This window comes from Spirillospora sp. CA-294931 (assembly GCF_050946795.1).
Taxonomy (GTDB): domain Bacteria; phylum Actinomycetota; class Actinomycetes; order Streptosporangiales; family Streptosporangiaceae; genus Spirillospora.
In genome coordinates this window covers 2,221,607-2,248,117 of sequence record NZ_CP192006.1, presented here as the reverse complement: position 1 = coordinate 2,248,117, position 26,511 = coordinate 2,221,607, and the positions used below count along the sequence as shown (strand labels likewise).

Genomic DNA, 26,511 nt, shown 5'->3' with positions numbered 1-26,511 from the left:
ATCGAAAGAGTTATATCACCGCCACAGAATCCCCACCCCCGGACCATAGCTAGGGCTGTAATCGAATACATGCTGGCCCCACATGCGCTCGGTCGTCAAATCATACCAGCCAATATTCGGAACGGTGGATCCTGTGTTGATCCAATCTGGCCCCGGCATACCACTGGGGGTCGAGAAGAGATCATTGAGATCAGGGTCGCTGTCAGCCAAGGCCTTTACTCGACCATCGAGTATATTGCCTTTGATGGTGTTTGCCCTGCTTGGCTTTCGTGCGATCCTAGCTAGATCCTTCGCAGAATATCCGATGGATCCTGCAGTCCACTCCGACAACGCTTGCCTTGTATGCTGGAGTAGGCGAGAGGCCAGCACATCTGGATTTTGAATACTCCTGCCATGCATGTCAACAACGCGCGGACCGCAGTTGTGAACTAGGACTTGCGCAGCCCCTGCAGCCGCGTAGTAAGTGTGATGATCGGCGACGGTGAGGTTGTGAACGCGTTGTTGGGTGGCGGCACGCGTTTCGGTTGCGGCGATTTCAACGAAGGTGCCAGCGCCTGTACGGAGCCACATGCCAGGCTTGAGGTCTGCGGCTTTGACCCAGGTGTTGATGTCGCCGGCGACCCAGAAGGGGTGTTCGTCGGTCGCGATCAGCAGGCCGGCCTGCTTCCCCACTGACTTGTAGGGTGCCAGGTCCGCGTCAGCACTCTGGTGCTTGTTGTTCTTTGTTACGCGGAGTTTTTGGTTCTGTGTGTCAATCGATATCGCTACGAGCCGCTTTTCGCCCTTACTAGTGATGGTGGCCTGGACGGTTTTTGGTTCAGTTTTCCCGCTACCTGGATTGGTGGCCAGAACTTTATCACCAACATTAACGTCCTCTATCGCCTTCGTGGTGCCGTCAGCAAGCAGGACTCTTGTCCCTGGGACGAAGCTGCTGCATTTCTGAGTCTTGCGGGCTTTTCTGGTCGCCTTGATGGCCCGCGCGGCGGGTTTGGCGGCCTTGCCGACATAGGGTATGAGTCCAATACCTGCCCACGCGCAGGATGAAGCGCTTTTACCAGTCACACATTTTTGAATGTCCTCAACGCCGAACATTCCACCGAAGGCCCATTTGAGTGCATTGAACGTGTGGCGCCAGCTCGCCGATGGCGGTGGAGGGCGCTTGGAGATCACAATCTCAAGCTTCTGCTGCAAACCTCTCTCGCAAAAGCCGGGCATCGAACGCTGATGGCCCGTGCAGCCGTTCAGCTTCGGCTCTTCGGACGGAGGTACGCCTGCTTTACTGGGGTCGGGTTTGCTGGCGAGTTGGGGGTTGGTGGGGCAGCCGGCGAGGGGTGAGCAGGTTCCGGTGGGGTCGCTGTCGGTGACAGGGTTGTTCTGGGCGTAGGTGTAGCCGTTCATCTGCTGCGGGTTGGCAGCGTTGAAAACAGGGTCCACCGAGTTGAAGCGACCGGTGTTGGGGTCGTAGTCGCGGGCGCCGAGGTGGGTGAGGCCGGTGGGGTCCTTGGTGCCGTTGACGAAGCCCTTTTCACCTGGCCAGGTGTCTTCTTCGGCGACGCCGCGTTCTTGGCCGAAGGGGGTGAATCTTCGGACGAGGGATTTCTGGTCGCTAGCGTTGATGGCGATCTGGGCGGTGCCTTGGTGATCGCCGGTGAGGTAGCGGAGGCCGCCGGTGGTGTCGCGCATCGCGACGCTGTCACCGTTGTGCGTGTAGTAGCGGGTGCCGGTCACGGTTGAGGCGCCGGGTGTGGTGTGGAGTTCGGTTTCGGGGAGGTAGAGGGTGGTGCCGGAGGCGTCTTTGCGGATGAGGCGATTGCCGTCGGCGTCGTTGATGAAGCTGGTGTCCTGGCCGTTTTCGGTGGCCTTTTCGAGTTGGCCTTCGCTGTCCCAGGTGAGGGTTTGGGCGGTGCTGCCGATCTTGCGGTTGGTGGGGTTGCCCGCGGCGTCGTAGGTGTAGGTCTCGTCGTTGGTTTCGGGACCAGTGAAGGGGCTGGTGCCGGTCTGGTCGACGCCGCCGAGCCGGTGTGCCTTGATCGAGGTGTCGACGCCGGGGTCGCCCTGGTAGCGGTAGTCGCGGCTGGCCATCAGGGCGCCATTGGTGCCGTAGAGCTCTTCTCGTTTGCGGCTGCCGTCGGTCTTGTAGGTGTAGTGGAAGCGGTAGGGCGCGGGGCCTGCGGTCGCCGCTGGGGTTTGTGGGCAGCTGGATTCGGCAGCTGTCCATGCGTCGGTCAGGCGGCGCAGGTGGTCGTAGCGGAAGCACTGCCTGTCGACCCCGGCGGTGGAGGTGTCGGAAATCGACCGGATGTTGCCGGCGTCGTCGTAGGTGTAGATGGCGTTGCGGTCGTCGCCGGAGATGGCTTCGCGGTGGGTACGGGAGGTTTCCAGTCGCTGGGTGCCGTATTGCCAGGTGAGCGTGTTCCAGGCGCGTTTGCCGGAGATGCCGAGTTCGACCATCTTCGGCTTGCCGGTGGGGGTGTAGTCGGTGGCGCCGACGTAGGTGGCAAGTTCGCTGGTGAGGCGGGTGGGGCGTTCGAAGGCGTCGTAGCTGTGGGCGAGGGTCTCCTTTGCCAATCCGCCTGCGGCGGGCAGGGTCTGGTCCTTGAGGGTGCCGTCCAGGTTGTATGTCTGGGCGAAGCTGTAGCTTCCGGCCAGTGCGCCTTCGCCGGATGGAACAGTGAAGGTGAAGGACTCCGGACGCCCCAGGACGTCGTAGCCCGGGACCTGGTTGACATAGTCGCCGCCGGGAGCGTGTCTGGTCGACGAGGCCGCCTTGCCTTTGCCTCGAGCGGCGGAGTCATAAGTCCAGGAGGTCAGCAGGCGTCCGGTGATCGTTCCTTCACGTGTCTGGGTCTTGCGGTCGAGCCCGTCGTAGACGTTGGTGATCGTCTTGTCTCGGGCGTCGGTGATGGACTCTTGGCGGTCGAGGTCGTCGTAGGTCGACGTGCTGACGCCTGCGTCGGGGTCTTCGGTCTTGATCTTGCGGCCGCGCAGGTCATAGGTGTGGGTCCAGGTGTTGCCTGCGGGGTCCTTGACCGTCTTCGGGCGTCCTGCCGGATCGTAGGTGTAGGCGGTGGAATTGTAGGCGCCTGTGGGGTCGGTTCCCTGGTATTCCCGGCGCTCGACCACCTGACCCCGGGCGTCGGTGATCTCGGCGGTGGGCGTACCGCCCTCAGGAGGATCGACGGTTCGCCAGTTCCCGCCGTAGCCGATGGCGGTGCGCCATTTTTCGCCGGTGGTTCCGTTGCCGACCAGCAGGCGTTCAAGGGTCGGTCTGTCGAGCCCGTCGTAGGAGTAGTGCTTTTGGGTTTCTACGGCGCCTGGAGTCGTGACGCCGAACAGTGTGGGCTCTGGGGTGCCGCTCGCGGAGTAGTCGTCGAAGTTCTTGGCGATCTTTCCGCGGTCGTTGTGGAAGGTGTCGGCGATCAGGCGGCCGGCGGGTCCTGGTTCTTGGGTCTGGCGCGAGCGAAGCCATCCGTCGTACAACTCGATCGTGTCGATGCGCTGGCTGCCGGTGTTCGTGAGAGTTTTGGTGGTGACGGCGACGATTTGCCCGTCGGCGACTCGGTAGGCGTACTCGAGGTTCGGGCTCTGGTTGTTGGTCTTGGACCGGTCGGGTTGCCAGACCTTGTTCACCCGGCCGAGCGCGTCGTAGACCAGATCCGTGCGCAGGCCGTTGGCGTCTATTCTCGCCGTGGGTACACCACGTGCAGGGTCGAGCTCGGCAGTGCTGGCCAGGGCCGTGGCTTGGTTTCCGGTCACGGCCGGAGGGGTGGTGGTGACGACCTTGGTGGTGAGGCCGTCGACGTCGGTGTATCGGAAGGTGCCCGCGCGTCCGGCTACATCGGTCACCGATGTTGGTCGCCCGTAGATGTCGTAGCCGGTCTGCTTGTCTGTGACGTAACGCGCGGTGCCGCCGTCGTGCTCGGCGATCTTTTCGGTCTTGGTGACGTTGCCCTTACTCGGTGCCTCACCGTGGGCGCCATTGTCGTAAGAAGTTCGGTCATCGGAGATGACGTGTTTGGACCGGTCAGGAGCCGTTCCGCACTCGACAGACACGGTTTCAACGCGAGAGGGAAAGGCGACCATGCCCCTGTTGACGTTGTCGGCGTATTCGGTCCTGCCGCATCGGTCGTCGGTGGTGATCGAAACGTCGCCGAGGTCGTTGACCTGCTTGACGCGGCCGACCTTGGCGAAGTCGGTCTCATAGACGCTGCTCGTCTTCGTTTGACGCCATGTACCGCCGTCCATCGCCGTCCAGGTACGCGAACTGTCGACCTGTGTCGCGTTGGCGGTGACAGTCCCCCATGATCGGGTGCGCGATGCGGTCTGATGCCGCCATGGCGCGTTGACGGTCTTGTCATGCACTGCCCCGCCCGGGCTGGTGAAGCGAACGGTCTTCAAGCTGAAGCCCTCGAGGCCTTCGGCGTCGGTGTGCGTGCCGCCCTCGCCGTCGGGGACGCTGACCTGCTTGGTGCCGCCCGAGGGGTTGGCTCGGTCACCGTGCATACCGCGCAGGTAGTACGTGTCGGTCTGGGTGGAGGGACTGGCGAAGTTGCCGGTCTTGACGCGGACCTGGCCATAGCCACGCCATTGCGACCAGGTTTTGTATTTCTCGGGTGTCAGGCCGTCGTCGTCGTCGAAGTGCCAGGCGGCGTCGCCGATGTACTCGTAGCGGGTGGCCATGTCCGGGGCGCCGCCGGTGCGGTCCTTTTGGACGACCGAGGTGGTTACGTATTTGTTGAACCAGTCGGTGATCGGGGTGGTCTGGCCGGGCAGGTGCCAGATCGAGGGGAAGCAGCGCTTGGCGTTGGTCTGCGGGGTGGGCGGGGCGGCCCGGGAACATTCCTGGCCGGTGTAGTCGATGTTGATCTCGCCGCCGGACTCGTCGAAGATCTTGCTGACGCGGTAGCGGGTGTAGGGGACGATGCCGTCGTTGGCTTGGTCGACGCGGTTGGCCTTGGGGACGTGGTTGAAGGTGACCTTGGGCAGGGTGACGTTGTCGGCTGTGGTGGCTCCGGCCAGGCCGAGGTGCTGGATGTCCTTGACCAGCAGGTCGCGTTCGTCGTTGACGGCGCCCCATTGGTGGTCCAGCGTCCAGGAGTCGACGTTGCGGTAGGGCCAGCCGGCGCCCTTGGTGACCTGGGTGGTGACCTTGGTCAGGCGTTTGCGGGACCAGAACGTCGGCGAGGTCGACCCGTGGTCGGCCGTGCATTGGGTGCCGGCCTCGCAGTTCATGTCCCAAGGGACGTCCCACCACTTGTCAGGGTTGGTGGCGATCTTGGCGGGCGAGCAGTCGAAGGAGGCGTCGGGGATGCAGCGCTCGGAGGTCTCGAACAGCACCCGTGCGGGAGGGGCGCCGACCGCGTTGTTTTCCCGCAGGCCGTATTCGATCGACTTCAGGTAACCGCCGCGGGTGTAGGGGGTGGCGTCGGCGGGTTTGAGGTTGCGGCCGTAGTGGTTGTTTTCCTTGGCGTAGTAGTAGGAGTTGGCGTTCCCGTTGGGGTCGACGACCAGGTCGAGGTTCCATCGCCAGGCCTGCTGGCACCACGAATCGGCGAACCCGGTCGCCTTGTGGCACGGCTCGTCGTCCTCGGTGCCCGGGCCGTTGGCGTCGTCCCCGAATACCGGGACGGTCCAGGCGGAGTTGGTCTCCTCGCCGCCGGAGTCGAAGCCGGGCAGGCGGTTGAGGCCGAAGTAGTAGCGGGTTCCGTCGGTGGTGGTGACCTTCCAGTACTCGCCGTCGTTGTCGCCGTTTCCCGTATCCGGTTTGAGCAGGCGCTCGAAGCGGGTGCCGTCGTCGTTCTTCAGACGCCAGGTGTTGTCGGCGGCCTTGACCAGTTCGCCGCCCTTGCCATTCCAGGTGACGGTGGCGTTGTCATATCCCCAGCACAGGTCTCCGGGCGCTTTGCCTTCGGCGTTCTTGACGCCGTCTTCCTCGCAGGACTTGTAGCGGCGCTCGATGAACCCGGGCCAGAAGTCAAAGCCTTCCCCGGCCCAGGACGGCTGGCTGTTGGTGTTGCCGGTACGGCCGTCCACACTCTGCGCCGAGTACCCGAGATCCACCTTCGGGGCCAGACCGCCCGGTACCGGCGGCACCCGCATGGGGTAGTTCCAGGTGAAGTCGCCGGTGTTGCCACTGTGCTTCCAGGTCGCTGAAGCCTCCAACGTCGTGGCCTTGAAGTCACCTTGAGAGCCCGCGGGGGCCGGGGATGCGGCCAGCACAGTCGGCATGGCCTGCTTCGCGGACGCGTGCGCTCCCGGCTGTGCGGCGGGCGTGGTCTCGACATCGGCGGTCACGGTTTTGGCTTCACCGTTGTTGGTCGACGCGACCGGAGTCGGGGTGCGGCATTCGGCCTTGTCCGGTGTGGTCAGCGCGCAGGCGGGAAGTTGGACCAGCCGCAGGCGGGTGCCGTACGCGGCTCCGAACGCCTGCGCAAACGACGCATAGTCCAGCCGGACCCCGACCAAGCCGGCAGTCGCGTCCTTTGTCGGGGTAAGGGTGAGCACCACGTTTCCTGCGCCGATGTTGCGCGAGGTCTTGTGGTCCAGCACCGAGACTTTCACACGGCCCTTCAACGAGGGCCGCCCAGCCGAACGGTTGGAGTGCGAATTCTCAGGAGCGGAGGGCGCCCCAAGCCAGACCGGAAGGTCGCCCGCGCGCACTGGCGCGGATGCACTGCGATTCGTGTCCCTCGGCAGCTCGGCCTCGGCTGTGCCGTGTTTGGGCCACACGGCTTTGGCAGCAGGGCCTGGTTTGCCCGCCGGGTCGGGCGTTCGTGGGCGGGCTTGCAGGTCCTTGCCCTTGACCGTCCGTTCGTGGTCCTGGACCTTCGGGCGGCTGGAGTTCACCGGCTCCGCCTGAACCGGAGGCACCGAAGCCAACCCGGCAGCCAGCACCACAGTCAATCCGGCGGCAACGGCTCGGACTCCTCGCCCGAGCCGCAGAACCTGACGTCGGCTGTTCCTCACCGTGCCGCCCCCCTCACCAACAGCAACTCGCCTCGAATAGCAAGGACCGACCTCAGGAAGGCGGCGGCCTCGATCAAGAGGACGTGGAGGACTCCACCGAGAGGATCAAGGACGGCATTGGAGCAAAGAGAGAGCAAAAACCGCACGTCAGCACTTCCCTTACCGGAAGGGGCGCACCAGCCAGGAGCTCATACGTCCCTGCGGACGGCAAACGCAGCGATCATCACTCCAGAATTTTCAATGATCAAGGTCAGAAGCTTGTAAACCTGTAGTCGACTCATGCGTCCGCGCATGAGAACAAGGTGTTTCAAGAGATCGTTGACCGATTTCGGTCAGGGCTTGTATGGGAGGGAGAAAAATGTGATCGTCTGCGGTTGAGATCCAGCTGACCAGGGAGTTGCATCGATGCCCCCGAAGCTTTGGACGGGTTCCCCCACGCCAAAACGATGGCAGCGCACATTGCTCAAGCTCAGCGCGGTCGTTCTGATCGCGCAGACGTTCGCTCCCGCGCCGAGCGTCGCCGACACGGCACCGCCGCCCGGCGAACTCAAGACGATCACCGCCGACGATCTGCCCACGTGGCAGACCGACGGGGTCGTCTGGTCGATCGCCGTGGTCGGCGACGTCGTCTACGCCGGCGGCAACTTCGATCACATCCGTCCGCCTGGGACTGCCCCCGGTGCGTCCGCTGAACTCCCACGCCACAACCTCGCCGCATTCAACGCCGCCACCGGCGAACCGCTGTCATGGAATCCGGTCGTGGACGCCGTCACCTTCACCTCGGCCAACCCTCAGGGCGGCTGCGACAACCTGGGCAACAACCAGTGGCGCTGCGACTCAGTACGCGCCGTCCGCGCCTCAGCGGACGGCACCAAGCTCTACGTCGCCGGCGACTTCACCACCGTCAACAAGCAGCCCCGCGGCAAGATCGCCTCTTTCACCCTTCCCGATGGTGCCCTCACCGGCTTCACCGCCACCATCAACAGCCGCGTGAAAGCCCTCGCCGTCGGCGATAACACCGTCTACGCCGGGGGCTACTTCACCACCGTCAACGGCACTCCCCGACAGCGACTGGCCTCCTTCACCTCTGACGGCACGCTCACCCCCTGGGCACCCAACGCCGACCGCGGCGTCCATGCCATGACCATCTCCCCCGACGGCAGCCGCGTCATCTTGGGCGGCGACTTCGACACCATCAACGGCAACCCCCCGCATGGCCTCGGCGCTGTCCATGCCGGTACCGGAGCCAGCGCTTCCTGGGCCACTGGTGTCCCCGCACCCAGCGGAAGCCGCCGATCAGTCATCACCGACCTGATCAAAGACGACGACACCATCTACGCCGCCGCCGAAGGCACCGGCACCTTCGACGGCCGTCTCGCCCTCAACCCCGACGACGGCACCACCCGCTGGATCGACCACTGCCTCGGCGCCACTCAAGCTCTCACCCTGCTGGACGGCGTCCTGTACAGCGGCTCACACGCCCACAACTGCAGCACCCAGCCCGACGGCTTTCCTGAAATCACCCCAGGTTCTCCCGCTCAGCGGCTCCTTGCCCAACCTGCGAGACCAACCGGCGAAACGCCGCCGATCCTGCACTGGTTCCCCAACACCAATAACGGAACCGCCTCCGACCATCAGGGTCCCCGCGCCCTGGGCAACAACGGCAAGCATCTTTGGGTCGGCGGAGAATTCACCACCGTCAACAACCAGCCCCAGCAAGGCCTCACCCACTTCGCCGCCCTCGCCGCAGGACAAGACATCAACAAACCCGAATCGACTCCGGCGCCTCAAGTCATCAAACCCGAGGGAACCACCGGTGCGTTGAAAGTCACCTGGAAACAAACCTGGGACCGCGACAACAAGAAGCTCACCTACGAAGTCGTTCGCAATGCCACCACGGTCGTCCACACCGTCCAGGCCGAATCCAAGTTCTGGGACCTGCAGACCATGACCTTCACCGACACCGGATTGGAACCCGGCAGCACCCACACCTACTCCATCCGCGCCATCGACCATTTCGGCAACCGCTTCTGGTCCGCCCAAAGCGCCCCCGCCCAAGCGGGCTGACCTGAAACGCGATCTCTGATCAAGGGCTTGAGCCGCAAGGCTAACCCTATTGAAAATGAGCGCATGCCCCAGTGCCCCGCAAGCGCTTTTGGACAATAATACGGAGGCCGTCGGATGGCACACGATCCCCAACGAAGATCTCGACACCTGACCGCCCTATGGCGGCGAATGTTGACCGGGCTCAGCTGCACCATCCTCGGCGGCCTAGCGGTCCTGACGCCTAACCCCGTCCACGCTGACACCGCACCCGCGCCAGGGGAGCCGAAGACGATCACGGCTGATGACCTGCCCACTTGGCAGACCGACGGAGTGGTGTGGTCAATCGCAACTATCGGTAACACCGTCTACGTCGGCGGCAACTTCGACAACATCCGACCGCCCGGCACATCCACCGGCGACCCCGCTGAACAGCCACGCAAGAACCTCGCCGCATTCAACGCTGCCACCGGCCAACCCCTGCCATGGGCACCCTCCGTCGAAGGAACCCCGTACACAGCGGACACCCCACAGACCGACTGTGATGACCTCGGCAACAATCAATGGGTCTGCGACGCCGTCTGGGAACTCAAAGCCTCCCCCGACGGCAGCACCCTCTATGTCGGAGGGGACTTCGCCAAGGTCAACGGGCAGGGGCGGAACAGGCTTGCCTCGTTCAATGTCACCGAGGGTGGTCTCACGGGCTTCAAGCATGCGATCAACACCCGCGTGAAGGCTTTGGCGGTGACCGGGACGACGGTGTACGCCGGGGGATACTTCACCACGGTCAACGGTGTTGCCCGCGAGCGTCTAGCGGCATTCAGCACCGCCGACGGAACGATGACCTCATGGGCCCCACCGCCGACCGTGGCGTCCACGCACTGGTCCTGTCCCCCGACGGCAGCCGCGTGATCGTGGGCGGAAACTTCAACAAGCTCAACGGCAATCCCCCACACGGGCTCGGAGCCGTCTACACCAACGCCACCGGCACCAGCGCTCCCTGGGCCACCGGTGTCGACTACATCTCCGACGCCCGCGGTTCCTGGGTCACCGACCTGGTCACCGACAACGACACCGTCTACGCCAGCGCCAACGGCCAGGGAACCTTCGACGGCCGCCTCGCCCTCGATCCCGCCGACGGCACCCGCCGCTGGATCGACAACTGCCAAGGCGCCACCCAGGCCATCAGCCTGCTAGACGGAATCCTCTACAGCGGCTCCCACGCCCACGACTGCAGCAGCCAACCCGACGGCTTCCCCAGCATCGTCCCCCAACACCCACACCAGCGTCTCCTAGCCGAACCCGCCAAACCCACCGACGACACTCCAGCGATCCTGCACTGGTTCCCCAACACCAACGGCGGCCCCACCACCTACAACCAAGGACCCCGCGCTCTGGACAACAACGGCAACTACCTCTGGGTCGGCGGAGACTTCACCACCGTCAACAGAAAAGCCCAGCAAGGCCTCACCCGATTCGGCTCCCTCACCGTCGAGAAGGACATCAACCCGCCCCAACCCATCGCCAAACCCCAGGCCAGCAAACCCGATAACAGCACCGGCACCCTCAAGGTCGACTGGACCCAGACCTGGGACCGCGACAACCGCAAACTCAAATACGAAGTAATCCGAGACGGCAGCACCGTCATCCACACCATCGAAGCCGAATCCAACTTCTGGGACCCAAGGCCCATGACCTTCGCCGATACAGGTCTGACGTCCGGCAGCAGCCACACCTACTCAATCCGTGCTGCTGACCCCTTCGCCAACAGAATCCGCTCATCCGAAAGCGCCCCCGCCATAGCGGGTTGAAACACCGGCCAACACCGAGGGTTATTCTGCGCCTGTGAACGCCATTTGCCTTTGGTATCTGGGTGGTCACTGATGCAGGTTTGGGCATGGTGGCATCCGCTTTCAGGAGCGGTGGTGGCGTGGCAAGCGCAGGGCTGCCAGTGCGAGGGTCAGGGCTAGGGCGGCGGCCATGAGGAAGGCCAGGTCGTAGCCTGCGGCGAGGGCGGCTGGGGAGTCCTCCGTTGCGGCCTTGGTGCCGGCGGCCGACGCGAGCACGGCTAGGCCTACCGATCCGCCTACCTGGGTGGCGGTCTGGGCGAGGCCGCCGATGATTCCCGCGTCGTCCTCGGGGACGTCGGCGGTCGTCGCGGCCATGAGGGAGGGAAAGGTCAGTCCGATGCCGGTCGCGATGAGGAGTGTGGGGCCCAGGACGTCGATGAGGTAGGCGCAGTCGGTGCCGGCCTGGGCGAGCCAGCCGAAACCGGCCATGAAGCAGCCGCAGCCGGCCAGCACGGCATTGCGCACCCCGACTCGCGGCAGGAGGACGGAGGTCCATCGCGCGACCACCAGGAACGTCACCGCTGCGGGTGTCTGCCCGAGCCCGGCGCGAAGCGCGTTGTAGTCGAGAACGTTCTGCAGGAACAGCGAGGTGAAGTACCACATCGCGATGGCGATCCCGCCGAACAGCAGCAGCATGCCGCTACCGATGGCGACATCGCGGGTGCGGAACAGCCTGAGGGGCATGATCGGACGGTCGGCGTGACGCGCCTCCACCATGACGAAGGCGACGAAAAGGAGCAGGCCCGTGACAACCGGCTGGACGACCCGTATGGACGTCCAGCCATGCGGGGCGCTCTGCATGACCCCGTAGGTCAGTTCGGCCAGTCCCCCGGTCGCGGTGAGGGCTCCGATGAGGTCGAGCGAACCCGGGAGGGCGGGACGCGCGCCGGCCAGCGACATACCGGACGCGATGATCAGCACCGCTCCGATCGGCACGTTGATGAGAAAGATCCACCGCCATGACAGGCCGGTGGTGAGGGCGCCGCCCGCAAGCGCGCCGGCCATTCCGCCGACACCGCCCGAGGCGGACCACGCGCCGAACGCCCGGGCGCGCGCGTGCTCTCCGGTGAAGCTGTTGTTGATCACGGCGAGCGTCGCCGGGGCCAGCATGGCGGCCCCCATGCCCTGGACGACGCGGGCCGTCACCAGCGTCTCCGCGGTGGTCGCCAGACCCGCGGCCAGGCTCGCGGCGGAGAACAGCAACAACCCGGCCCTCAGCGTCCGGCGATGGCCGAACAGGTCGGCGGCGCGGCCGCCCACCAGCATGAAGCCGCCGAAGGCCAGCAGGTAGCCGTTCACCACCCAGGGCAGGCCGGTGAACGTGAAGCCGAGGTCCCCGCGGATGGAGGGTAGAGCGACGTTCACGATGGACGCGTCCAGGATCACCATGAACTGGCAGGCGCAGACCAGCGCCAGGACGCCGAACTGCGGCTGGGCCTTCGCGGTGTTCGTTGTCGCTTCGGTGCTCACGTGGTCGTCGCGGCCTGGAGGGTGTGGGTGCCTTGCAGCAGGCGGGTGGTGATCTGAGCCAGGCGGAGTCCTTGGTATCGGGCCGCTTCCAGGGTGGGGGCGGCGGGGCCGTCTGTGGTGGGGGCGCCGGTTGCGGATGTGCCGTAGGGGTTGCCGCCGGCGGCGGCAACGGCAGGGTCGGTGAACCCAGGCGGGACGATGAGCGCGCCCCAGTGATAGAAGACGTTGCCCAGTGCCAGCAGCGTGGCCTCGCTGCCGCCGTGCCGGTTGGTTGCGGAAGTGAAGGCGGTCACCGGCTTGTCGGCCAGCCTGCCCTCGCGCCACAGCCCGCCGGTCTGGTCGATGAACTGCTTGAGCTGCGCGGACGGTGCGCCGAATCGGGTCGGTGTCCCGAATGCGTACGCGTCGGCCCACACCAGGTCGTCCAGTGTCGCCTGGGCGATCGAGCCGGCCGCGTCGGCGTGCCGTTGCCACAAAGGGTTCTGGGCGATGGCGCTGTCGGGTGCCAGCTCGGCGACCCGCCGCAACCGCACCTCGGCCCCGGCCGACACGGCTCCCTCGGCCAGAGCGAGGGCGAGCGCGTGGACGGTGCCCGTCGCGCTGTAGTAGATGACGGCGATCTTCACGGTCACATCGGCCCCTCATGGTTGCCCTCGATTAGTTAGCCGCATAATGTTATGCGCGTAACTAACTGTCAAGGAGAGTTCCGTGGACTTCGAACAGGCCGATGCCCTCAACCAGGCCGTCCGGCTGCTGAGCCTGCGCCACCGGGCCAGGGCCGCGGCGCTGCTGGCCCCGCTCGGGCTGCACCCCGGCCAGGAGGTGCTGCTGCTCGAACTCGCCCGGACCGGGCCGATGATCCAGGCCGAGCTCAGCGAAGCGCTCGGCTGCGAACCGCCCAGCATCACGATCATGCTGCGCAAACTGGAGGCCGCGGGCCACGTGCGGCGCGCTCCCGCACCGACCGACCGGCGCGCCAGCCTCGTCGAACTCACCGGCAGCGGCAAGGCCCTGGCCGACCAGGTCAAGGAACTGTGGTGCGCCCTGGCCGAGGAATCGGTGGCCGGGCTGCCCACCGAGACAGTGGCCGAACTACCCGGCATCCTGGCCGTCCTGACCGGCAACGTGGACACCAGACGCCCGCGCCGCCCCACCCGCCGCCCAGACCTGACCGGCGACCACGAACCCAGCACGCTGGACTGGGTCCACGAACACGTCGAGCAGATCATCCAGACCGGCACCACGGACGGCGTCACCATCGCCGGGCTGCCCGTCGTGCTGATGACCTACCGGGGCGCCAAGACCGGCAAACTCCGCAAGACCCCGGTGATGCGGGTCAAACACGGGCACCGCTACGCGGTCGTGGCGTCCAAGGGCGGCGAACCGACCAACCCGCACTGGTACGCCAGCCTGGTCACCGAACCGTTCGTCGCCATCCAGGACGGCACAATCACCCGCCAGTACCGGGCGCGCGAGCTGTCCGGAGACGAGAAGGAACTCTGGTGGCACCGAGCGGTAGAGGCCTACCCCGACTTCGCCGAGTACCAGCGCCGGACCGAACGCCAAATCCCGGTCTTCGTCCTCGAACCGGCCTAGGCCCTAGCGCCCAGAAACCTGCCCCACGACCATTTGGCAAACGGTGGACTTCTTCCACTGATCAATGCGAGCGCGGCCTTCGGCAGCGAGAAATCTGGCGGTGGCCTCCTGGCGCTGCGCGGCGCCATCGCGGTTCCTGGCGATGAGCGCCCAGCCCGCACCAGGCGAAGCGTGACGGGTCGTGGGCGCGCGGCATCAAGGCCGACGTTACGCGCAGCTCGCGCGCCAGATGTACAGACGCGCGCCCCGAGTCGGGGCGCGATCATGAGGGCGGCGAACCCGACGCCGCCACATCCGACGATCAGCAGGGACGAACCACGAGGCGTGCGCAGGACGTTCACGACCGCCCCCCGGTCTGCATGCCGCAGGCGAGGGTCGCCATGCCCTCAAGCGGCACGCCGTCAGGAAAGGGAACCAGGTTCGAGGGCCGCGTTAGTGCGTGGCCGGCGAACGACGACTGCTGGAAGATGTGTCCGTGGACCGGGCTGGCCGACCTCGGGTCTCGCAGGGCTGTCGTCCCGGTCCTGCACATCCCCGACGCTGTGATTCGCACGAGCAGCTCGTCCGGGCGCGGCGCCTCCGGATCGAGGCTCTCGATGACAAACGGACCCCGGGTCGGGCGACGACCGCCGCACGCACATGCATGGCGTGTCCACCCCGTTTCTGCCGGATGCCGCAAGCAGCGCGGCGCTGGTGGTCCGCTCCAGCTTGTCAACGGGGTTGCGACTGTGTGCAAGCGGGTGGTGGCGTTGAGTTGTGGCGGGGGATGCTCGGTTTGCCTGCTGCAGGACGGTGGCGGGGTAGAGGGAGAGGACGGGGACGACATGAAGGATCGACTTTCGCGGTGGATCGGGATGGGCGCTGCGGTTCTCACTGTGGGGGCCGCGGTGGTCGTGGGTGGGGCTACCGCGGCTAGCGCGGGGGCTCCGGTTCAGGGGAGCGGCGTCTCGGGGACGGGTGCCTGTACGACTGGGATGTTCTGTATGTGGGGGAAGCCCGGGTACGACCCTCCGCTGGTCGCGCGGATCGCCCCGGTCACCCGGGGGTTCCGCGACGTGGGGACGTTGGGGGCCGTGTCCGGCTATAACGCCACGAACCAGGGGCAGATCCTCTGGCAGAAGATCAGTGGCTGCAAGAGTCGGACGGGGCCTCGCGTCTACGTTCGGCCCTTCACGCGTTTCAGCGATGTCCGCCCCCAACTGGGGTGGCGGGGCGGGTTCTGTGTCACGCATTCGTGATCGCACCCCCTTGGAGGGGGTAGCCGTCGCGACGCGGTGATTCGCAGGGGCTCGCGAGGTGGGGGTGCTCGATCTTCAGAGTGCCCTCACCTTGGCTGGTTCCATGGGGCGCGTGGGCTTGTGGGCGTGATTACGTTGAGTGATCGTGCCTGGTGGGTACGTCGTGGGGCTGTGAGGTTGCGGGTCTTCTTTGATTCCGAGGATCTGGCGCGGACGCGGGTCTCGGCGCGGCCGGATGCGCTTTGGGAGCTGGTGCTGAGCCTGCATCGGCTGAGGCCGCCGCGTCCGGGTCTTTCGGTGCCGGTCAGCGTCGGGGAATGGCGGGCCGAGGCGTTGGCGGGCTTGTCCGGGAGTCCTGTGGGGGATGCCGTGGGGCGGTGTCTGCTGCCGTTGGTGCCGTCTTCGTCTTATTGGCCCGACTTTCTCACCCCGGACGTCGGGCCGGACGGCCTGGACGCCGGCCTCGATGCCGTGGTGTCGACGCCGCGCGCGCGGGTGGCGCGGGAGCTCGATCGGCTCACCAGCCGCAGCGGGGCGCCGAGTTGGGGCGCCGAGCTGGCGACGGGGAGTTCCGAAGCCCGGACGCTGCTGCGCGACCATCTGCGCTCGTACTTCTCCGCCGCGCTGGCCCCGCGGTGGGACGATGTCGGCAGGCAGGTCGCCATCGAGCACACCCGGCTCATGGGCGTGCTGCGGACGGGCGGGCCCGAGGCGCTGCTGTCGAGTTTGCAGCCGTTCGCCAGCTGGCGCTCGTCTGATCGGGTGTTGGAGGCTCGCTACCCGGTTCCCATCGACGTTCACCTTCGGGGACGGGGGCTGCGCCTGATTCCGTCCTGGTTCTGCTGCGCCGCGCCCGTCGTCCTGGCCGACGCCGAGTTGCCGCCCGTGCTGGTCTATCCCCTGCCCCATCAGCCCCCGCCGGTCGCCGACCCCGGTGCCCTGGCCAAACTGCTGGGGCCGACGCGGGCTCGGGTACTCGCGACGATCACGGTCGCGACGTCCACCGCGACCATCCAGGGCAGGACGGGGATCTCCGCCTCTCAGGTGTCCCGGCACACCGGTGTGCTGGCCGCCAACGGACTCGTCCTCCAGGCCTGCCATGCGGGACGCATCTTCTACTCCCGCACGCCGCTCGGGAACTCCCTCGTCGCTTCCACCTTCGGTTAGCAGGTTTTTCGGTAGGGGACGTCGGGGATGTTGGCCTTCCACTCTTTCTTGGTGAGGGCGCCGCTCGTTTTGCAGAGTTCGGCGCGGAGACGGCCCGGTGCGACCGAGTGGGTGCGGAAACCGCCGGTGGAATCGACGCTGACCAGCGACTGGCCGTCCGGGGTGAACGCCATCGCCAGCACCGTCTGGCGGTGGCCGGTGAAGGGGATGCCGAGCTGGGTGCGGGTGCGCAGGTCCCACAGTTTGATCTCGCCGTCGGAGCCGGACTCGCCGTAGGCGACGGCCAGCACGGCGTCCCTCGCGTCGTGGACGGGCGGGGAGTGGCCGCCGGTGGGGGTGCGGTCCCCGGTGCGCAGGACGTACCCCGTCCGGGCGAGCGTGGCCGGGTCGTAGAAGGAGACGCTGGCCCGGAGCTCGGACGGGCCGTCGAAGATCATCTTCCCGTCGGTGCCGTACCGGCCCGCCTCCAGGCCCGTCGAGCCGCGCCGCAGGACCTTGCCGGACGGGAACTCCACGAGGGTGTGGCCCGAGAGGACCACCCTGCCGTCCGGACGGAACGCCACCGCGCCCCACGGCTCCCCGCGCACCTCCCGGATCTGCCGCATCGGGGAGAGATTCCAGAAGGACAGGGAGCTGCCCGCCTCGTCGGGACGGTACCGGACGAGAGATCGTCCGTCCGGCGCGAAGTCCACGTTCTTGACGACCGGGTCCGAGTACTGGGTGACGGCACCCGGGAGGGAGCCGAGCCGGGTCCGTTTGGACAGGTCCCAGACGTCGATCCTCCCGTCGCCCATGCCGGTGCGGACGGCGAGCATCGTGCCGTTCGGGCTGAGTTTGAGGCCCGATCCGGTGCTGAACCGCTCCTTGGGCAGTTCGAACCGCTTGGCGAGGGGGCTGGTCGACCAGATCTCGACGGCCTCGTCGTCCCTGAGAACCGCCATCGTGGAACCGTCGCGGCTGGACGTCGCCAGGTCGTACTCGACGGGCTCGCGCACGGGCCGCTGGGTGTGGCGGGTGACGTCGAGGGAGAACAGCACGCCGTCGCCGCTCGTGCAGCGCAGTTCGGAGTCGTCCTCGGTGAACCGGAAGGTCCCGGACGTGCACTCGTCCATGGTGGTCGGGTAGCGCATGACCACGCCGTCGTCCAGCCGCCACAGGTTCAGCTGGGTCGCCAGGAACTCGCCGGTGTGGCTGAAGGTCTGGTCCGCCCGCATGACGTCCTTGTCGCCCTCCATCTCCCGGGAGGTGTTGGTGTCGATCGAGACCAGGCGGACGCCGTTCTTGCCCGGCAGCGCCGCGGTCCGGCCGTCCGGGCTGAAGCGGACCGCCTGGAAGCTCGGCTCGTCGCCGATGTGGAAGTCGGGTGTGGGGAGCCTTTTGCGGGTGCGCAGATCGGTCCAGGTGACCGTGTCGAGGGACTTGATCGACAACATCGTCTCCTGCGGGGAGAACGACACGAAACCGGTGATGCGCGGATCGTGGAATGCCTGCCGGCCGGTGTGCGTGTTCCAGACGGTGATCCCGTTGCGGGTGGCGGTCGTCTCGGTCGCCGCCAGGTACGTGCCCGCCGGGCTGAGCTGGAGTTCGGCCGCGTTGGCCAGGCCCTGGGCTCGGTAGCGGATCACGTTGCGGACGCGGAGGCCGGGCGCGGACAGGATGGCGACCGTCCCGTCCAGAACCCGGACGGCGACGGTCTTGCCGTCGTCGGACACGTCGACGCCGCCGACCCCGGCGGCGGCGTGGAAGGAGCCGACCTTGTCCCCGCTGTCGGCCTCCCACAGCCCGGCCTTTTTCCCGCCGGCGGCCGCCAGCAGGCGTCCGGAGCCGTCCAGGTCGGACCAGATCGCGTCGAAGTCGGGCAGCCGGACCGACCGCCGCTCCACCTGGTGCCGGACCGCGGCCAGCGCCGACCACGACTCGGGGGTGTCGGCGATCGCCCCGGCCGCGACGGCGAGCCTGCGCGCCAGGTCGGGACGGCTGCGGCGCAGCGACTGCGCCAGCCCCGCGACCTGTGCGGACGCGGCGCGGTCGCGCTGCCCGACGACGGTCCGCCGCTGGTCGATCGCGACGACGGCCGCGCCGATCGCGATGACCAGCAGGACCGCCAGCCCGACGCTGATCAGCGCGCGCAGCCGTCCCCGGCGCAGCGACAGGTCGGCGGCCGCGTCCAGGAAGCCGCGTTCGACCAGGTTGAGGGTCAGGTGGCGGCGGCCGGTCGCGGCCCACGACTGGGCGCGTTCCAGGGCCGTCCCCTGGTAGAGGTCGCTGCGCTTGCGGCCGTGGCCGTGCCAGAGCCGGGACGCGTCCACGAGGTCCTGGTGGACGCCGAGTCCCGCGCGCTCCCCGTCGGCCCACTCGCGCAGCCTCGGCCACGCGCGGATGAGCGCGGCGCTGGACAGCGTGACGGTCCCGTCCGTCCAGACCAGGACGCCCGCGCCGGTGAAGTCGCGCAGGACGCGGTCGACCACCGCGTCGTCGACCTGGCCGTCGGAGAACTCGTCCCGGCGCGCCGCGCGCAGGGTGTCCTCGGCGCGCTCGCCCGGTGCGACCAGCCGCAGCAGCAGTTGCGGCACGGCCTCCTGCTCGCGGACGTCCAGGCCGGTGAACACGACCTCCGCGAGTTCGGCGCGGGAGGGCTCGGGCGGCTCGGGCCGGTCGTCCGGGACGGCCCTGCGGGTGGCCTCCTTCAGGTCGATCGCGCCGACCAGGCCGAGGAGCAGGTCCTCGGCGTCGGGACGGTCGGCCGGATCCTTCGCCAGCGACGCCGTCACCAGCGAGCGCAGCGGCTCCTCCAGCACGGAGGTGTCGGGGTCGTGGGACTCCACCTGGCGCGCGATCACGGGCGCGGTGTCGCCGGTGAAGGCGTGCCGTCCGGTCGCGGCGAACAGGACGACCGCGCCCCAGCCCCACACGTCCACCTTGGCGTCGCCGTGCTCGCCCCGGTACCGCTCCGGCGGTATGTACCGCAGGGTGCCCTTGAGCAGGCCGGTCGTGGTGGGCTGCTCCTCGATCCTGGCGATCCCGAAGTCGATGAGGCGCGGCCCGTCCGGGGCCAGCAGGATGTTCTCGGGCTTGAGGTCGCGGTGGACGACCCGCGCGCGGTGCACGCCCACCAGCGCGGTGGCCAGCCCGATCGCCAGGCGGCGCAGTTCGTCGGTCGCGTACGGCCCGGCGCGCTCGACGGCCTGCCGGAGGTTCGGCCCGGCGACGTGCTCGCTGACGACGAACGGGATCGGGCCGTCGAGGTCGGCGTGCAGGACCTTGGCGGTGCAGTAGGCGGCGACCTTCCGCCAGGCCCAGGTCTCCTTGCGCAGCATCTCGCGGTCCCGGTCACGGACCCCGTGCAGGGCCTTGACGGCGACCCGTTCGCCATCGGGCCCGTAGCCCTCGTAGACGACGCCCTGGCCGCCCGCGCCAAGCCGTCCGTCACGGTAGAACGAGCCGAGCTGGCGGGGGTCGCCGGGATGGAGCGGTTCGGCCATGCCTCTCCTCGCGCTGCCGCTGGTGCCCGCTGATCATCTCAAACAGACGCTCATGTCTGCCTGTTTGTTCGTCAGCCCGCGCCCCCATTTGCCCCGCGCCGGATCGGCGGGTCCCTCTCGCGTGCCACAGCTTGATCACCAATCTCCTACCTAGCGTAGGATGTCGATCTCCCTGGACAAACGGGCCACAACCCACCAGAGAAGCCGTAACTTCCCGCGCATGACTTTGAGGTTCTGATGACGACTCCCGACAGGCCCGCCCAGCACCACGCACACGGGGAAGCGGTCCGCGACCACTCCGGTGGGCACACGGTCAGCTGGGCGATGGCCGCGCAGGCCACCGCCCACTGCCTCACCGGATGCGCGATCGGGGAGGTGCTGGGAATGGTGATCGGCACCGCCCTCGGCCTCCACGAGCTCGCGACGATCGCGCTCGCCGTCGCGCTCGCCTTCGTGTTCGGCTACGCCCTGACGATGCGCGGCGTTCTGCGCGCGGGACTCCCCTTCAAGGCCGCCCTCGGCGTCGCCCTCGCCGCCGACACCGTGTCGATCGCGGTCATGGAGATCCTGGACAACGGCGTCATGCTCATCGTCCCGGGCGCCATGGAGGCGGGCCTCGCGAGCCCCCTGTTCTGGGGCGCCCTGGCGTTCGCCCTGCTCGTCGCCTTCCTCCTCACCACACCGATCAACAAGTGGATGATCGGGCGGGGCAAGGGGCACGCCGTCGTCCACCAGTACCATCACTGACTCCCAACCCCGATGGGCGCGTCCCGTCAGCGGCCGGGTGTCAGGACGGCGGCGATCAGAGCCGCTCCGGCCGCGGCGACCGCGGCGACGAGGAAGCCGTCGGTGAACCCGGAGAGGGTGTCCCCGATCAGGCTGGCGGCCGCGACGCTGGAGATGACCGCCGCGCCGACGGAGGCGCCGAACTCGTGGAAGGTGCTGACGATCCCGGAGGCGATGCCGGCTTCGTGGGGAGCGACCCGGCCGAGGGCGGTCGCCGACGCGACGACGAAGATCGCGCCGGTTCCGGCGGCCGCGATCGCCGTTCCCGCCACCACGGTCGCGGGGTGCATCGAGACCGCGGGAAGTGCCATGCCGATCGCGGTGGCCAGCAGCCCGGCCACCGCGAGCCCGCGCGCTCCCGCCTTGGCGATGGCCCGACCGGTGAGGTTCGCCCCGAGCATGGTCGCGATCGCGACGGGGAGGAACAGCAGACCGGTCTGAAGCGCGCCGAATCCCTCGGCATGCTGGAAGTAGAACGTGCCGAGGAAGAAGACCGCGATCATCAGTGCCGTCGCGATCAGGATGAGGAACGTGCCGGTGGCCACCGGGCGCCGGACCAGCAGCCCGAGGTCCATCAGGGGCGACCCGGCGGTCTTCTGCCTGGCCACGAAGGCCAGGTAGCCGATCGCGGCCGCCAGGACCAGCCATCCGGTCGTGGCGGTGAGCCATCCGTGGTCTCCGGCACGGGTGACCGCGTAGATCAGGGAGCCGGACGCGGCGGTGACCAGCAGCGCCCCCAGCACATCGAGCCGCGGCCGTGGCGAGGCCGCGTTCTGGCGCGGCAGCATCCGGGCGAGGGCGGCGAGGATCACCAGGCCGATGGGCACGTTGACGAAGAACACCCAGGGCCAGCCCGGGCCCGCGGTGAGCAGTCCTCCCAGCAGGACGCCGAGGGCCGCGCCTCCGCCGCCGAGCGCGGACCAGACGCCCAGTGCCCTGTTCCGCTCGTCGCCGGCGAACAGGCCCACCACCAGCGAGAGGGCGGAAGGAGAAAGCAGCGCCGCGCCCAGCCCCTGCGCGACGCGTCCGCCCAGCAGCACGCCCGCCGAACCGGCGAAGCCGGTCACCAGCGAGGCCGCCGTGAAGATCAGCAGGCCGGACAGGACGACCCGCTTGGCTCCGACCAGGTCGGCGAGCCGTCCACCCAGCAGCATCAGGCCGCCGAAGGTCAGGGTGTAGGCGCTGACCGTCCAGGTCACCGCCTGGCGGCTCAGCTCCAGGTCGGTCTCGATGTGCGGCAGCGCGATGGCCACGACCGTGACGTCGAGGATCAGCATCAGCTGGGCGATGCCGAGGAAGCCGAGGATGCGCCATCGCAGCGGATGCGCCGGAACGTCCTTCCCGGCTGCCTCATTGATCTGTGGCTCTGTCATCTGACCCTCCGAGCGATAACTCGTATCCTGATGTACGAGTTCCGGTTCGCAGGGTAACACGTACATTCACATACGAGTTATGCTGGCGGCATGCCTACCGCCGCCGGTCCGCGCCGCCGCGCAGACGCCGAACGCAGCATCGCCCGCATCGTCGCCGCGGCGCGCGCGAGCCTCAGCGCCGATCCGAACGCCAGCGTCGACGACATCGCCAAGGCCGCCGGCGTGGGACGGATGACGCTCTACGGCCACTTCCGCACCCGGCCCGAACTGGTCGAAGCCGCCCTGGTCGACGCACTGCGCGCCGGGGAGGAGGCACTGTCAGCCGTCGATCTCACCGGGGACGCCCAGGACGCCCTGGCCCGGCTGCTCGCCTCCAGCTGGACCCTGGTGGCCGAGTCCATGGCATTGCTGACCGCCGCGCAGTCGACCCTGCCCGCCGGACGCATCACCGAGCTGCACGCCACCCCCGCACAGCGGGTCAGAGAGCTCATCCGGCGCGGCCAGGACGAGGGCGCGTTCCGCACCGACCTGCCGACCGCCTGGCTGGTCAACGTCGTGCACTACGTCCTGCACGGCGCCGCGGAGGAGAACCGGGCCGGACGCATGGAGACCGATGACGCCGCCCGCATCGTGAACGCCACGGTGCGGTCGCTGCTGGCCGCCCCCCATGGGGCCTCCACGGAGCGAGGCGGCACGATCCGCTAGGCCCCCGTCACGCCAGAGCACCGGCCTCCGCCGCGGCGCGGCCAGACGGGGAAGCTCCGGTGGCGCTGCCCGGGGGGTTCCAGGCGCCTGACACCACCGCGGGGCCGCTTGCCCGAGGCGGTCCCGCGGGTTCTCCCTCGATCGCGCCAAGGCGCGTCCCGGTGGCGGGCCATACTATGAATCGACGTGAAGGGGATGGCATGGCGGATCTCGGCGGGACGCTGGAGCGGGCGATCATGGATGCGCTGTGGTCTGCGCCCGGGCCGCTGCGGGTCCGCGAGTTGCTCGCCGTCCTCAACCGGGACGCCGCCAGACCGCTGGCCTACAACACCGTCCAGACGGTCGCGGAGCGGCTGCACGGCAAGAAGCTGCTGCGCCGCATTCCGGACGGGAACGCCTTTCGCTACGTCCCGGTCAAGACGCGGGAGGAGCACGCGGTCGACCTGATGCTCGACGCCATGACCGACTCCTGCGACCAGGGCGCGATCCTGGCCAGGTTCGCGGAGAACGTCGACCCCACCGGCGCGAGGACCCTTCTGGACGCCCTGCGCCGGCGCGCCGGCGACGATCGGGAAGGCCGGCGCTGATGGTCTTCATCGCGGCGTTGGTCGCGGCGATCCTCGCCCTCGGCACGGCGGCGGGACCCGCGCTCGCCACGGCTCGGTGGACGGTCCGGCACCCCGGCACCGCGCTCGCGTGCTGGGCGGGGGTCATCGTCGGCATCCTCGCGTCGGTGACCGGCCTGGTGGCACTCGCCCTGCTCTGGCCTCCGGCTCCCGGGCACGGGCTGCTGGAGCGCTTTCACTCCTGCCTCGCCGACCACGCGCACGGCGGGCTGGTGTGGGCCTCCCTGACCAGCGGCGCGCTCATCGGATTCTGCTGCTTCCGGGCGACGCGCGTCCTGCCGCGACTCTGGCGAGCGGTGTCCCGGCGGAGACGGCATATGGAAGTGCTGCGGCTCGTCGCCCGGGCGGACGACCGCAACGCGGATGTGCTCGTCCTGGATCATCCGATCCCCGTGGCCTACTGCATCCCCGCCCAGGGCCGCTCGATCGTCGTCAGCAGCGGCGCCCGGGAGCGCCTCGACGTGCGGCAGCTCGATGCCGTGCTGGCCCATGAGAGAACGCACCTGCGCCACCGCCACCATCTCGTGCTTCTCCTGCTGGACCTGGTCCACGCGCTGATGCCCCGTGTGCCGACGCTTCGACGTGCCCGGACGAGCGTCCCGGCCCTCCTGGAAATGATCGCGGACGACGCCGCCGCGCGCCGCTGCGGCCGGGAGGCGCTCGCCGGGGCGCTGCGCAGCCTCCAGCCCGTGGTCGCGCCGGCGGGCGCCCTCGCCGCCGCCGGGGCACAGGAGCGGACGCACCGGCGCCTCGCCCGCCTGGAAGCGTCCCGCCGCCCTGTCCGCGGGGCCAGGCCGCTGGGCTGGGTCACCGCGGCGGGCGCCGCGGCGGGCCCGCTCGCCCTGGTCGTCCTCGCCATGGCGGCCGTCCCGCTGCCCTGCTGACACCAGCGGGCGAACCGAGCAAACCGCCCATCCGAGTGACAAACGCGGCCCGATCTCCTACCCTCCGTAGGAGCAATCGGCCCACCCCCAGCGACCGGCCGGTTCTCCCCTCCCGAACTCCCCCGCCTGGGCGGCGCCCAAGGAAGGAAGTCGCGTGCAGCCGAACGACTTCGCATCACGGTCACGTCCGATCGGGCGTGATCAGGCGAGGCCACACCGCGGGCTGACCCTCGTCCTGATGGGCGCGACCCTTCTCGCCGCACTGGGATCGCCTGCCGCGACGGGAATCGCCCATGCGAAACCCGAGCCCTCGGTCAAGGAGCTTCAGGCGCAGGCGGAGAAGCTGGGCGACCAGCTTGAACGGTTGACCGAGCAGTACAACGGGCTGAAGGTGCGCCTGGACCAGGCGCGGAAGGCGGCCAGGGCCGCCACCGACAACGCCCGCCGCCAGGAGAAGTCCCTGAGCGCCGTCCAGCAGGACGTCCGCCGCCTCGCCGCGGCGGGCTACATGAACAGCGGCGCCGACCCCACAGCGTCGCTCTTCGCCTCGCAGGATCCGCAGATCCTGCTCGACCAGGCCTCCACGCTGCGGTATTTCGCCAACCAGAACGGCACGCGCGCGCAACTCCTCCTCCAGACGATGCAGTCGGCCCAACGGGCACGCAAGACGGCCGAGGCCCGCGCCACGCAAGTGCGAACCCTGCGCACCGAACTCGACGGCAAACGCAAGAGCGTCGGCAAGCTCTATGACAAGGCCCGCGGAAAGCTCGCCAAGGCGGCCCCCGAAAAGAGCGCCGAACTGCCGCCGGTCGCCGGTTCGGGCAAGGGCGCGGAGGCGCTGCGGTACGCGCTCAAGCAACTCGGCGTCCCCTACTCCTGGGGAGGCGGCAGTCGCTCCGGCCCCTCGTTCGGCATCGCCCAGGGAGCGAACATCAAGGGCTTCGACTGCTCGGGCCTGACCATGTACGCCTACGCGCAGGTCGGGATCAACCTGCCCCACTACACCGGCAGCCAGTGGAACGCGGGCGTCCACGTCTCGCGCGACCAACTCCAGCCGGGCGACCTGGTCTTCTTCCACTCCGACCTGCACCACATGGGCATGTACGTCGGCGGCGGAAAGATGGTGCACGCCCCCCAGACCGGCGACGTCGTCAAGATCAGCCCCATCGCCGGACGTCCCTGGGCGGGCGCCGTCCGCGTCGCCTGACGCTCGGCCATTCGATCGAGGACATGGCACTCCACGCTGCCGCGCTCAGAGGTGTCCGCAGAGCGCCTGGTCGATGAGGTTGGCGGCGGCGGCTTCCTGGCGTTTGCGGGTGCTGGGGATGGACGCCTCGGTGGTCATGTGGATGGCGACGGAGCGGTGGGCGTTGGAGGTGACGCCGTTTCTGGTCGCGCCGGAGATGCCCTCGCCGACGTGGCTCCAGTAGGTGCCGCCGCAGGTGAGGGGGCGTCGCATCAGGCCCAGGCCGTAGCGGGTGCCGGGGTAGAGCTCCTGGAGTGCGTCCTCGGCGGCGAAGATCGTGCGCCGCATCAGGTTCAGTTCGGGTGACTTCAGGAGGCGGCCGCCGATCAGGGCGCGGAGGAAGCTGTTGAGGTCGTCCAGGGTGCTGACCATCGCGCCCGCCGCGTCCACGACGCTGGCGTTCAGGATCGTGGTGTCGATCAGCGGCTCGCCGGGGAAGCGGAAATAGGTGCGGGCGTGGGGCCGGGGCAGCAGCGGCCGGGTGCCCGGCCCGTAGGTTCGCCGGAGGCCGAGCGGCGCGGCGATCCGGTCGCGGACGCCGTGTTCCCAGGTGTCGCCGGTGATCCGTTCGATGATCATGCCGGTGAGGACGTAGTTGACGTTGGAGTACCCGAAGCGTCGCTCGCCTGGGCCCGGATACCAGCCGGGCGCATGGCGCATCGACATGGCCACGAGTTGCTCGGGGCGGTAGGTGCGCAGATGTTCTCTGGCGAAGTCCGCTCCGGATCGGATCGGCAGGTCGGCTCCATAGTCGGTCAGGCCGCTGGTGTGCTGGAGCAGGTCGCGGACGGTGATCCGCCGGCCGTCGTTGCGGTGGCCGGTCACCAGGCCCGGCAGGTGGCGTTCCACCGTGTCGTCGAGCGAGAGCCGGCCTTCGCCCACCAAGAGGAGGGCCAAGGTCGCGACGAAGACCTTGGTGTTGCTGGCGATGCGGAAGGTGCCGTCGTAGGGCATCGGACGGTGGGCGCGGAGCTCGGCCACGCCGCTTCGCGCCACGATGCGACGGTCGCCTTCGCGCACTTCGGCCGCCACGCCGGGGACGCCGACGTCCCGAATGGCGTCCACCAGGGTCTGCAATC

The 26,511-nt window shown here is 68.2% G+C and carries 16 protein-coding genes; 10 read left to right on the top strand and 6 right to left on the bottom strand.

Annotated elements, in window-relative coordinates:
- Positions 1–15: 15 nt before the first annotated feature.
- Positions 16–6,897: a polymorphic toxin-type HINT domain-containing protein gene (locus tag ACQPY4_RS10500; protein ID WP_433334975.1), complete on the bottom strand. Its 6,882-nt coding sequence runs from the start codon at positions 6,895–6,897 to the stop codon at positions 16–18.
- Between the two features lie 474 nt (positions 6,898–7,371).
- On the opposite strand from ACQPY4_RS10500, the gene ACQPY4_RS10495 reads away from it, so the two are divergent.
- From ACQPY4_RS10495 to ACQPY4_RS10485, 3 genes are all read left to right on the top strand, one after another.
- Positions 7,372–9,033, top strand: a complete 1,662-nt coding sequence (locus tag ACQPY4_RS10495; protein ID WP_433334973.1) for a delta-60 repeat domain-containing protein — start codon at positions 7,372–7,374, stop codon at positions 9,031–9,033.
- 168 nt (positions 9,034–9,201) lie between these two features.
- The gene (locus ACQPY4_RS10490) at positions 9,202–9,921 is read left to right on the top strand and encodes a hypothetical protein (RefSeq protein WP_433334971.1); all 720 of its coding nucleotides are present in this window, start codon (positions 9,202–9,204) and stop codon (positions 9,919–9,921) included.
- Positions 9,858–10,820, top strand: coding sequence for a hypothetical protein (locus ACQPY4_RS10485; protein ID WP_433334969.1), 963 nt, complete (start codon positions 9,858–9,860; stop codon positions 10,818–10,820). Before ACQPY4_RS10490 ends, ACQPY4_RS10485 begins: the two co-directional genes overlap by 64 nt.
- Before the next feature lie 102 nt (positions 10,821–10,922).
- Here ACQPY4_RS10485 and ACQPY4_RS10480 read toward each other — a convergent pair whose 3' ends face one another.
- Together ACQPY4_RS10480 and wrbA are read right to left on the bottom strand one after the other, a co-directional pair.
- Positions 10,923–12,329, bottom strand: coding sequence for an MFS transporter (locus tag ACQPY4_RS10480; protein ID WP_433334967.1), 1,407 nt, complete (start codon positions 12,327–12,329; stop codon positions 10,923–10,925).
- Positions 12,326–12,961 carry an NAD(P)H:quinone oxidoreductase gene (gene wrbA, locus ACQPY4_RS10475; protein ID WP_433334965.1) on the bottom strand — a complete coding sequence of 212 codons (636 nt, stop codon included), beginning with the start codon at positions 12,959–12,961 and terminating at the stop codon, positions 12,326–12,328. The genes ACQPY4_RS10480 and wrbA overlap by 4 nt, the downstream gene beginning before the upstream one ends.
- Before the next feature lie 76 nt (positions 12,962–13,037).
- Here wrbA and ACQPY4_RS10470 point away from each other — a divergent pair, with 76 nt between their 5' ends.
- Positions 13,038–13,925, top strand: coding sequence for a nitroreductase/quinone reductase family protein (locus ACQPY4_RS10470; RefSeq protein WP_433334963.1), 888 nt, complete (start codon positions 13,038–13,040; stop codon positions 13,923–13,925).
- A 1,631-nt stretch (positions 13,926–15,556) separates the two neighbouring features.
- On the top strand, positions 15,557–16,330 hold the full coding sequence (locus ACQPY4_RS10465) for an ArsR/SmtB family transcription factor (RefSeq protein ID WP_433334961.1): 774 nt from the start codon (positions 15,557–15,559) through the stop codon (positions 16,328–16,330).
- Here ACQPY4_RS10465 and ACQPY4_RS10460 read toward each other — a convergent pair.
- Entirely contained in the window at positions 16,327–19,812 is a 3,486-nt protein-coding gene (locus tag ACQPY4_RS10460; RefSeq protein ID WP_433334959.1) for a protein kinase domain-containing protein, read from the bottom strand. The genes ACQPY4_RS10465 and ACQPY4_RS10460 overlap by 4 nt on opposite strands.
- Positions 19,813–20,049: 237 nt before the next feature.
- Here ACQPY4_RS10460 and ACQPY4_RS10455 point away from each other — a divergent pair, with 237 nt between their 5' ends.
- Positions 20,050–20,559 carry a DUF4396 domain-containing protein gene (locus ACQPY4_RS10455; RefSeq protein ID WP_433334957.1) on the top strand — a complete coding sequence of 170 codons (510 nt, stop codon included), beginning with the start codon at positions 20,050–20,052 and terminating at the stop codon, positions 20,557–20,559.
- Between the two features lie 26 nt (positions 20,560–20,585).
- On the opposite strand, the gene ACQPY4_RS10450 is transcribed toward ACQPY4_RS10455, so the two are convergent.
- On the bottom strand, positions 20,586–21,971 hold the full coding sequence (locus tag ACQPY4_RS10450; protein WP_433334955.1) for an MFS transporter: 1,386 nt from the start codon (positions 21,969–21,971) through the stop codon (positions 20,586–20,588).
- A 90-nt stretch (positions 21,972–22,061) separates the two neighbouring features.
- On the opposite strand from ACQPY4_RS10450, the gene ACQPY4_RS10445 reads away from it, so the two are divergent.
- The 4 genes from ACQPY4_RS10445 to ACQPY4_RS10430 all read left to right on the top strand — a co-directional run bounded on the left by ACQPY4_RS10445 (position 22,062) and on the right by ACQPY4_RS10430 (position 25,393).
- A complete protein-coding gene (locus ACQPY4_RS10445) occupies positions 22,062–22,676 on the top strand; it encodes a TetR/AcrR family transcriptional regulator (protein WP_433334953.1) in 615 nt (204 codons plus the stop codon).
- 200 nt (positions 22,677–22,876) lie between these two features.
- On the top strand, positions 22,877–23,263 hold the full coding sequence (locus ACQPY4_RS10440) for a BlaI/MecI/CopY family transcriptional regulator (protein WP_433334951.1): 387 nt from the start codon (positions 22,877–22,879) through the stop codon (positions 23,261–23,263).
- A complete protein-coding gene (locus ACQPY4_RS10435; RefSeq protein WP_433334949.1) occupies positions 23,263–24,186 on the top strand; it encodes a M56 family metallopeptidase in 924 nt (307 codons plus the stop codon). The genes ACQPY4_RS10440 and ACQPY4_RS10435 overlap by 1 nt, the downstream gene beginning before the upstream one ends.
- 238 nt (positions 24,187–24,424) lie before the next feature.
- Positions 24,425–25,393, top strand: a complete 969-nt coding sequence (locus tag ACQPY4_RS10430; protein ID WP_433334947.1) for an NlpC/P60 family protein — start codon at positions 24,425–24,427, stop codon at positions 25,391–25,393.
- Between the two features lie 45 nt (positions 25,394–25,438).
- Here ACQPY4_RS10430 and ACQPY4_RS10425 read toward each other — a convergent pair whose 3' ends face one another.
- Positions 25,439–26,497 (bottom strand): serine hydrolase domain-containing protein, encoded by a 1,059-nt coding sequence (locus tag ACQPY4_RS10425; RefSeq protein ID WP_433334945.1) that lies wholly within the window; start codon positions 26,495–26,497, stop codon positions 25,439–25,441.
- Positions 26,498–26,511 lie beyond the last annotated feature (14 nt).